The sequence below is a fragment of the Algoriphagus oliviformis genome (genome assembly GCF_017254915.1).
Taxonomy (GTDB): domain Bacteria; phylum Bacteroidota; class Bacteroidia; order Cytophagales; family Cyclobacteriaceae; genus Algoriphagus; species Algoriphagus oliviformis.
Genome location: NZ_JAFKCT010000061.1, coordinates 1 through 324, shown reverse-complemented (window position 1 = coordinate 324; position 324 = coordinate 1). Strand labels below are relative to the sequence as shown.

The following is a 324-nucleotide window of genomic DNA, read 5'->3' as shown; positions in this document are numbered from 1 at the left end:
TGACATCGCTGCCAGCGCCCCTTCTCCCGAAGTTACAGGGCCATTTTGCCGAGTTCCTTAGCCATGATTCACTCGAGCACCTTAGGATTCTCTCCTCGACCACCTGTGTCGGTTTGCGGTACGGGTGACTATACGCTTAACGCTAGAAGTTTTTCTTGGAAGCCCTTAGGATCACTATCCGATTGTCCGAAGACGCCCGGTACTATCACCTTCGGCTAGTCTGACGCATTTAACTATCAAACCAATACCTACCGGCTTCAACGCGGTATTCCGTCACCGCGCGGATCTTTCATCACTCCGTCACTCCATTGCCTGTATAACCAG

General features: G+C 51.9%; 1 rRNA gene. It reads right to left on the bottom strand.

Annotated elements, in window-relative coordinates:
* A 23S ribosomal RNA gene (locus J0A68_RS22590) occupies positions 1-324 on the bottom strand; the annotation flags it as partial.